Annotated in this window: 6 protein-coding genes; all 6 read left to right on the top strand. The window is 60.8% G+C overall.

Annotated features, from left to right (window positions below):
• Nucleotides 1–105 (top strand): 30S ribosomal protein S18 (gene rpsR, locus ACIO0C_RS17970; RefSeq protein ID WP_401314212.1); only part of this gene is annotated, 105 nt, incomplete at its 5' end.
• 36 nt (nucleotides 106–141) lie between these two features.
• Nucleotides 142–1,035: a hypothetical protein gene (locus ACIO0C_RS17965; protein ID WP_401314204.1), complete on the top strand. Its 894-nt coding sequence runs from the start codon at nucleotides 142–144 to the stop codon at nucleotides 1,033–1,035.
• Between the two features lie 19 nt (nucleotides 1,036–1,054).
• Complete coding sequence (rplI, locus tag ACIO0C_RS17960; RefSeq protein ID WP_008058981.1) at nucleotides 1,055–1,501, top strand: 50S ribosomal protein L9; 447 nt, start codon at nucleotides 1,055–1,057, stop codon at nucleotides 1,499–1,501.
• A 132-nt stretch (nucleotides 1,502–1,633) separates the two neighbouring features.
• A complete protein-coding gene (dnaB, locus tag ACIO0C_RS17955) occupies nucleotides 1,634–3,031 on the top strand; it encodes a replicative DNA helicase (RefSeq protein WP_008058980.1) in 1,398 nt (465 codons plus the stop codon).
• A 228-nt stretch (nucleotides 3,032–3,259) separates the two neighbouring features.
• Nucleotides 3,260–5,563 (top strand): YgiQ family radical SAM protein, encoded by a 2,304-nt coding sequence (locus ACIO0C_RS17950; RefSeq protein WP_008058979.1) that lies wholly within the window; start codon nucleotides 3,260–3,262, stop codon nucleotides 5,561–5,563.
• 366 nt (nucleotides 5,564–5,929) lie between these two features.
• Nucleotides 5,930–9,205: a DUF2126 domain-containing protein gene (locus ACIO0C_RS17945; RefSeq protein ID WP_401314201.1), complete on the top strand. Its 3,276-nt coding sequence runs from the start codon at nucleotides 5,930–5,932 to the stop codon at nucleotides 9,203–9,205.
• Nucleotides 9,206–9,225: the final 20 nt, after the last annotated feature.

Here is a 9,225-nt window from a genome sequence, read left to right as displayed (position 1 = left end):
CGCATCTCCGGTACCAAAGCTCGTTATCAGCGTCAGCTGGCCACCGCTATCAAGCGCGCCCGCTTCCTGGCCCTGCTGGCCTACACCGACAGCCACGGCCGCTGAGACCGGGCAGTCGACACGTAGCAAAGGATTGAATGTATGCGTGCCTTAGCTGAGTTCATCATGCGGGGCCGTATGCAGGCCACTCTCGTAGTGGCTGGATGCGCGGCATTACCGTTGTTGTATTGGTTGGGTGCTGCCGCTGGATGCCTTGTGCTCCTGCGGCGCGGATTGAGGGACGCCCTGGGCGTTCTTGCTCTGGGACTGCTGCCGGCATTGGCCTGGTGGCTGTACTCCGACGACCCACGGGCACTTCTGGTGCTGCTGGGGTCTGCGAGCCTTGCGTTGGTTTTGCGCGCAAGCGAGTCCTGGAACCGCGTGCTGCTGGTCAGCATAGCGATGGGAGTGGTGTTTTCAGTGGTGCTGGGGGCGGTTTTCGGTCCCCAGATCGAGATGCTGGCGCAGGCTTTGATAAAAGTCATGCCGTCGCTACTCGGTGAGGTCTACCAGCAAATGTCGGTAGACGAGCAAGCGCGTTTCGCGTCCCTGATTACACCGATCCTGACCGGCCTGATTGCGGCCTTGTTGCAAATCGTCAGTGTGCTGAGCCTGATTGTCGGGCGCTACTGGCAGGCGTTGTTGTACAACCCCGGTGGTTTCGGTCGCGAGTTTCGCGCCGTCCGAATCCCGCTGGGTCCCGCGATGTTGCTGCTGGCGGGCATGGTTGTGACACCGAATCTCGGTGTCCAGATGTCCATGTTGGTACCGCTGTGCAGCGTACCGCTGGTTTTCGCCGGGCTGGCCCTGATTCACGGGCTGGTGGCGCAAAAGCGACTGGCCAGGTTCTGGTTGGTGGGGTTGTACGTCACGCTGTTGCTGTTCATGCAGCTGATCTATCCGTTGCTGGTGGTCTTGGCCATCGTCGACAGCCTGATTGATTTTCGCGGTCGTCTGGCGCCGAAAGACGCCGATGGCGCGAACGGTGAAGGTTAAAAGTTAAGAGGATTTTCACATGCAACTGATCCTTCTGGAAAAAGTCACCAACCTGGGCAACCTGGGTGACAAAGTGAACGTTAAGGCTGGTTACGGTCGTAACTACCTGCTGCCTTACGGCAAAGCTACCGCTGCGACCCCAGCCAACCTGGCTGCGTTCGAAGAGCGTCGTGCTGAGCTGGAAAAAGCCGCAGCAGATCGTAAATCGTCGGCTGAAAGCCGCGCTGCCCAACTGGCCGAGCTGGAAGTGACCATCACTGCCACCGCTGGCGACGAAGGCAAGCTGTTCGGTTCGATCGGTACTCACGACATCGCTGACGCACTGACCGCCTCCGGCGTTGAAGTAGCGAAAAGCGAAGTTCGTCTGCCGAACGGCACCATCCGCAACGTAGGTGAATTCGACGTAGCCGTGCACCTGCACGCCGAAGTTGAAGCCACCGTACGCGTTGTCGTGGTAGCAGCTTAAGCAGCACTTGTCGGCTGGCACCCTCGGGTGCTTGCCGGTAACATTGGGCACGATCCTGTTCACAGGTCGTGCCCTTTGTCTTTCTGGTAACACCCGTTTTCAAACCCCTGCTTTTCAAAAAACCAAGTGGCCATGAACGAAATCTCTGCTCCCGAGCAATACGATCTGCAAACCGCCGCGCTGAAGGTGCCGCCGCATTCCATCGAAGCCGAACAGGCTGTACTCGGTGGTCTGATGCTGGACAACAACGCCTGGGAGCGCGTGCTCGATCAAGTCTCCGATGGCGATTTCTATCGACATGACCACCGTCTGATTTTCCGTGCGATCGCCAAGCTGGCCGATCAGAACATGCCGATCGACGTCGTGACCCTGTCCGAGCAACTGGACAAGGAAGGTCAGACGTCGCAGGTCGGCGGCCTCGGTTACCTGGGTGAACTGGCGAAAAACACGCCGTCCGTCGCCAACATCAAGGCCTATGCGCAAATCGTTCGTGAACGGGCGACCCTGCGCCAGTTGATCGGCATCAGCACCGAGATCGCCGACAGCGCCTTCAACCCGGAAGGCCGTACCGCTGCGGAGATTCTCGATGAAGCCGAACGGCAGATCTTCCAGATCGCCGAGGCCCGGCCTAAAACCGGCGGCCCGGTGGGTGTGAATGACCTGCTGACCAAGGCCATCGACCGCATCGACACCCTGTTCAACACCGACAACGCCATCACCGGCCTGTCCACCGGTTACACCGACCTCGACGAGAAGACCAGCGGCCTGCAGCCGGCTGACTTGATCATCGTTGCCGGCCGTCCGTCCATGGGTAAGACCACCTTTGCCATGAACCTGGTGGAAAACGCCGTGTTGCGCAGCGAGAAGGCGGTTCTGGTTTACTCGCTGGAGATGCCAGGCGAATCGCTCATCATGCGTATGTTGTCGTCGCTTGGGCGCATCGACCAGACCAAGGTGCGTTCCGGTCAACTGGAAGATGACGATTGGCCACGCCTGACCTCGGCGGTGAACCTGCTCAACGATCGCAAGCTGTTCATCGACGATACCGCTGGTATCAGCCCGTCGGAAATGCGTGCGCGGACCCGTCGTCTGGTGCGTGAGCATGGCGAAGTCGGCCTGATCATGATCGACTACCTGCAACTCATGCAGATCCCGGGCTCCAGCGGTGACAACCGGACCAACGAGATTTCCGAGATCTCCCGATCCCTGAAAGCCCTGGCCAAGGAATTCAACTGTCCGGTCGTTGCGCTGTCACAGCTCAACCGTTCCCTGGAACAACGCCCGAACAAGCGCCCGGTGAACTCCGACTTGCGCGAATCCGGAGCGATCGAGCAGGACGCCGACGTGATCATGTTCGTGTACCGCGACGAGGTGTATCACCCGGAGACCGAGCACAAAGGCATTGCCGAGATCATCATCGGCAAGCAGCGGAACGGTCCGATCGGCTTTATTCGGCTGGCCTTTATCGGTAAGTACACGCGATTCGAGAACCTGGCGCCGGGCAGCTATAACTTCGACGACGACGAGTAACTTTCGTTGTCTCAGCGGGCCCCATCGCGGGCAAGCCCGCTCCCACAGGGTATGCACCGGACGCTGATGTTGTGTTCGACAAAAAACCTGTGGGAGCGGGCTTGTCGAGTCGTCGCACCGCCGCGATGGGGTCGCCGCAATTTCCGACCACAGCCGTCGGAATTGGTCAAAATTTGTGCTATATTCCGCGCCCGCGAAATTCAATGAAAGCCAACACCGGTTATCGACATGCAAGCAGCCAAGCCGTTATTTGACTATCCCAAGTACTGGGCCGAATGTTTCGGACCAGCGCCATTCCTGCCAATGAGCAGGGAGGAGATGGATCAGCTTGGCTGGGATTCCTGCGACATCATCATCGTCACCGGTGATGCCTACGTCGATCACCCGTCGTTCGGCATGGCGATCATCGGCCGGCTGCTGGAGTCCCAGGGCTTTCGCGTCGGGATCATTGCCCAGCCGAACTGGCAGTCCAAAGACGATTTCATGAAGCTTGGCGAGCCGAACCTGTTCTTCGGTGTCGCGGCCGGCAACATGGACTCGATGATCAATCGCTACACCGCCGACAAGAAAATCCGTTCCGACGACGCCTACACCCCGGGTGGCCTGGCGGGCAAGCGTCCGGATCGCGCGAGCCTGGTCTACAGCCAGCGCTGCAAGGAAGCCTACAAGCACGTGCCGATCGTGCTCGGTGGCATCGAAGCGTCCCTGCGCCGCATCGCCCACTACGATTACTGGCAGGACCGGGTGCGTAACTCGATTCTGATCGACGCCTGCGCGGACATCCTGCTCTACGGCAACGCCGAGCGTGCGATCGTCGAAGTCGCCCAGCGCCTGTCCTACGGTCACAAGATCGAAGACATCACCGATGTGCGCGGCACTGCGTTCATCCGCCGCGACACACCGAAAGACTGGTACGAAGTCGACTCCACGCGTATCGACCGTCCGGGCAAGATCGACAAGATTATCAACCCGTACGTGAATACCCAGGACACCCAGGCCTGCGCCATCGAGCAGGAAAAGGGGCCGGTTGAGGACCCGCAGGAAGCCAAGGTTGTGCAGATCCTGGCCAGCCCGAAGATGACCCGCGACAAGACCGTGATCCGTCTGCCGTCGGTGGAAAAGGTCCGCAACGACGCGGTGCTCTACGCCCACGCCAACCGCGTGCTGCACCTGGAAACCAACCCGGGCAACGCCCGTGCCCTGGTCCAGAAGCATGGCGAAGTCGATGTCTGGTTCAACCCGCCACCGATTCCGATGACCACCGAAGAAATGGACTACGTGTTCGGCATGCCTTACGCCCGTATTCCGCACCCGGCGTATGGCAAGGAGAAAATCCCGGCCTACGACATGATCCGCTTCTCGGTGAACATCATGCGTGGCTGCTTCGGCGGCTGCACTTTCTGCTCGATTACCGAGCACGAAGGCCGGATCATCCAGAACCGCTCCCACGAATCGATCATTCGCGAAATCGAAGAAATTCGTGACAAGGTTCCCGGTTTTACCGGCGTGATCTCCGACCTGGGCGGCCCGACCGCGAACATGTACCGCATCGCCTGCAAGACCCCGGAAATCGAATCCGCGTGCCGCAAGCCGTCCTGCGTGTTCCCCGGCATCTGCCCGAACCTGAACACCGATCACTCGGCGCTGATTCAGTTGTACCGCAGCGCCCGTGAATTGCCGGGTGTGAAGAAGATCCTGATCGCCTCCGGCCTGCGTTATGACCTCGCGGTCGAGTCGCCGGAATATGTCAAGGAGCTGGTGACCCACCACGTCGGTGGCTACCTCAAGATCGCCCCGGAACACACCGAGGAAGGTCCGCTCAACCAGATGATGAAACCGGGCATCGGCAGCTATGACAAGTTCAAGCGCATGTTCGAGAAGTATTCGAAGGAAGCCGGGAAAGAGCAGTACCTGATTCCGTACTTCATCGCCGCCCACCCGGGCACTACCGACGAAGACATGATGAACCTGGCCTTGTGGCTCAAGGGCAACGGTTTCCGTGCCGACCAGGTGCAGGCTTTCTACCCGTCGCCGATGGCCACCGCCACCGCGATGTACCACTCGGGCAAGAACCCGCTGCGCAAGGTCACCTACAAGAGTGACGCGGTCACCATCGTCAAGAGCGAAGAGCAGCGTCGCCTGCACAAGGCGTTCCTGCGTTATCACGATCCGAAGGGCTGGCCAATGCTGCGTGAGGCGTTGACCCGCATGGGCCGCGCCGATCTGATCGGGCCGGGCAAGAACCAGTTGATCCCGCTGCACCAGCCGTCCACTGACAGCTACCAGAGTGCCCGTCGTAAGAACTCGACGCCGGCCGGCAGCCACAAGGTCGCAGGGGAAAAGACCACCAAGATCCTGACCCAGCACACCGGCCTGCCACCGCGCGCCAGCGATGGCGGCAACCCGTGGGACAAGCGTGAGCAGGCCAAGGCGGCGGCATTTGCCCGCAACCAGCAGGCGGCCAAGGAGCGCAAGGAAGCGGCCAAGGGCAAGGGACCCAAGCCTGCGCGCAAGCCGGTCGTGCCGCGCTAAGCCTCGCTTGAGCTGAACAGAACGCCAACCTTCGGGTTGGCGTTTTGCATTTCAGGCTTTAACCATTTGTGCTGGAGCCACTGGCCTCTTCGCGGGCAAGCCTGCTCCCACAGTGTTCGAGGTTGCACGCGATTGTGTGTTCGCAGCAGATCCCTGTGGGAGCGGGCTTGCCCGCGAAGAGGCCAGCGTGGGCGACGACTATGCAACTGGCCGCCACAAATCCGTGCAACTCTCTCCAACCAATTTCCCGCATCGCCCGGTTTTGGTGCTGTACTGCCTCCTGCAACCGGAGAAAGCGCCAGCACTGCTCGATGGCATAAGTCTTGCGCGCTTTCCAATACGCTTAGGGCTCGCAGGAGGCACGCCGTGTCGATTCATGTCGCATTGCACCACGTAACACATTACCGCTATGACCGCGCTGTCGAGTTGGGCCCGCAGATTGTTCGCCTGCGTCCCGCCGCCCACAGCCGCACGCGGATACTTTCCTATGCGCTGAAAGTCTCGCCCGAGCAGCACTTCATCAATTGGCAGCAGGATCCCCAGGGTAATTACCTGGCGCGGTTGGTGTTCCCCGAGAAAACCGACGAGCTGCGTATCGAAGTCGATTTGTTGGCGGAAATGGCGGTGTTCAACCCGTTCGACTTTTTCCTTGAGCCTTACGCAGAAAAAATCCCATTCGCTTACGCGACCGACGAGCGCAAGGAGCTGGCGCCGTACCTGGAAACCTTGCCCCTGACGCCGAAGTTCAAGGCCTATCTGGATGGCATCGACCGCACGCCATTGCCGGCTGTGGATTTCCTCGTCGCGCTCAACCAGCGTCTGAGCGAAGACATCAACTACCTGATCCGCATGGAGCCGGGGGTGCAAACGCCCGAGCACACTCTGGATCAGGCCTCCGGTTCCTGTCGCGATTCCGCGTGGTTGCTGGTGCAACTGCTGCGTCACCTGGGACTGGCCGCGCGTTTCGTGTCGGGTTACCTGATTCAATTGACCGCCGACCTGAAAAGCCTCGACGGTCCTTCCGGTACCGAAGTGGACTTCACCGACCTGCACGCCTGGTGCGAGGTGTATTTACCGGGTGCCGGCTGGATCGGCCTGGATGCAACCTCGGGGCTGTTTGCCGGTGAAGGACACATTCCGTTGGCCTGTAGTCCCGATCCGTCCTCTGCGGCACCGATCAGTGGCTTGGTGGAACCGTGCGAGTGCGAATTCAGCCACGAAATGTCGGTGGAGCGGATCTGGGAGGCGCCAAGGGTCACCAAGCCTTACACGCAAGAGCAGTGGCTGGCGATCCAGGCGCTGGGCCGGCAGATCGATGCCGACCTGCTCGAAGGCGACGTGCGCCTGACCATGGGCGGTGAGCCGACCTTTGTGTCCATCGATGATCCGGACGGTGCCGAGTGGAACACCGCGGCGCTGGGACCGAACAAGCGTCGACTGTCCGCCGAACTGTTCCAGCGCATGCGCCAGCGCTATGCCCCGCAAGGCTTGGTGCATTTTGGCCAGGGCAAATGGTATCCCGGCGAACAACTGCCGCGCTGGTCGCTCAATTGCTATTGGCGGCGCGACGGTGTGCCGATCTGGCATGACAGCGCGCTGATCGCCGACGAGCAGCAGGATTACGGCGCCAATGACGAGCTGGCCGGGCGTTTTCTGGCGAGTGTCGCCGAACGCTTGAACATTCCTACACGCTTTGTGTTTCCAGCCTACGAAGACAATTTCTATTACCTCTGGCGTGAAGGCACTTTGCCGGTGAACGTCAGCGCCGAAGACTCGCGACTCGAAGAGCCTCTGGAGCGGGCGCGTTTGCGCAAAGTCTTCAGTCAGGGCCTGGACAAGGTGATTGGCCAGGTCCTGCCGCTCGCGCGCACCGCCAAGGGTGATCAGTGGCAAAGCGGCCGTTGGTATCTGCGTGACGAGCACTGCCGCCTGGTGCCGGGGGACTCGCCGCTGGGGTATCGCCTGCCTCTGGGTTCACAGCCGTGGGTGAAGGCGGCGGAGTATCCTTTCATTCACCCCAAGGATCCCAGCCAGGATTTCCCGGCGCTACCTGATACAGAACAACTACAGCGCCAGGGCGCGGCGGCGCAGATTGAAGATCGGGCACCGAAGGTCGATGAGTCCGCCGATTGGCTGACCCGCACCGCTTTCTGCGCCGAAGCACGGGAAGGCCGGTTGTACCTGTTCATGCCGCCGCTGGAGCGGGTCGAAGATTATCTGGAGTTAGTGGCCGCCATCGAAGCCACGGCCCAGGAGCTCGATTGCCCGGTATTGCTGGAGGGTTACGAACCGCCGAGCGATCCGCGCCTGAGCAACTTTCGCGTCACCCCTGATCCCGGCGTGATCGAAGTCAACGTGCAGCCATCCGCAACGTGGGACGAGTTGGTTGAACGCACTGAATTTCTTTACGAAGAAGCGCGCCAGACCCGACTCACCACCGAAAAATTCCTGATCGACGGCCGGCACACCGGCACCGGTGGAGGCAACCACTTCGTACTGGGGGGCGCGACGCCGGCGGACTCACCGTTTCTGCGGCGTCCGGATTTGCTGCGCAGCCTGATCAGCTACTGGCATAACCATCCGTCCTTGTCCTACCTGTTTTCCGGATTGTTCATCGGCCCGACGTCCCAGGCTCCACGGGTCGACGAAGCGCGCAACGACGCCTTGTATGAACTGGAAATCGCCTTCGCCCAGATGCCTGCGCCGGGCGAAGAGTGCGCGCCGTGGCTGGTGGATCGACTGCTGCGTAACTTGTTGATCGACGTGACCGGCAACACCCATCGTGCCGAGTTCTGCATCGACAAACTCTATTCACCGGATGGCGCGACTGGTCGCCTGGGCTTGCTGGAGTTGCGCGCCTTTGAAATGCCACCCCATGCGCGCATGAGCCTGGCCCAGCAGCTATTGCTGCGGGCATTGGTTGCACGGTTCTGGCGCGAGCCTTATGCGCCGCCAAAACTGGCGCGCTGGGGCACCGAGCTGCATGACCGGTTCCTGTTGCCGCACTTTATCGAACAGGATTTTGCTGACGTTATTGCCGATCTTAACGCCGCCGGTTATCCGGTGCGGTCAGAGTGGTTTGCGGCGCACCTGCAGTTCCGCTTTCCCAAGGTCGGCGACTACGCCGTCAATGGCATCGCGCTGGAACTGCGCCAGGCACTTGAGCCATGGCATGTACTGGGCGAGGAGGGTGCGGTCGGTGGCACGGTGCGTTACGTCGACTCGTCCCTGGAGCGCCTGCAGGTCAAGCTCAGCGGCTTGCCGCCGCAGCGCTACCTGCTGACCTGCAACGGCATACCTGTGCCGTTGCAGCCCACTGGGCGGGTCGGCGAGTTCGTCGCCGGTGTGCGTTTCCGTGCCTGGCAGCCGGCCAACTGCCTGCAGCCGACCATCCCGGTCCATGCGCCGCTGGTGTTCGACCTGCTCGACACCTGGATGGGGCGTTCGCTGGGCGGTTGCCAGTACCACGTCGCCCATCCGGGTGGGCGCAACTACGAGACGTTGCCAGTGAACGCCAATGAAGCCGAGAGCCGGCGAATGGCGCGTTTCTTCCGAATCGGACACACGCCGGGGAAACTTCCGATACCGAATATGGAAATTAATGACGAGCTACCGATGACGCTCGATTTACGACGTTTCTAATTCGTACGCGACGCCCGGAT

It is taken from the genome of Pseudomonas sp. NPDC087336 (assembly GCF_044744285.1).
Lineage (GTDB): Bacteria > Pseudomonadota > Gammaproteobacteria > Pseudomonadales > Pseudomonadaceae > Aquipseudomonas.
The sequence above is the reverse complement of the archived record's forward strand: the minus strand, read 5'-3'. Positions and strand labels throughout refer to the sequence as shown.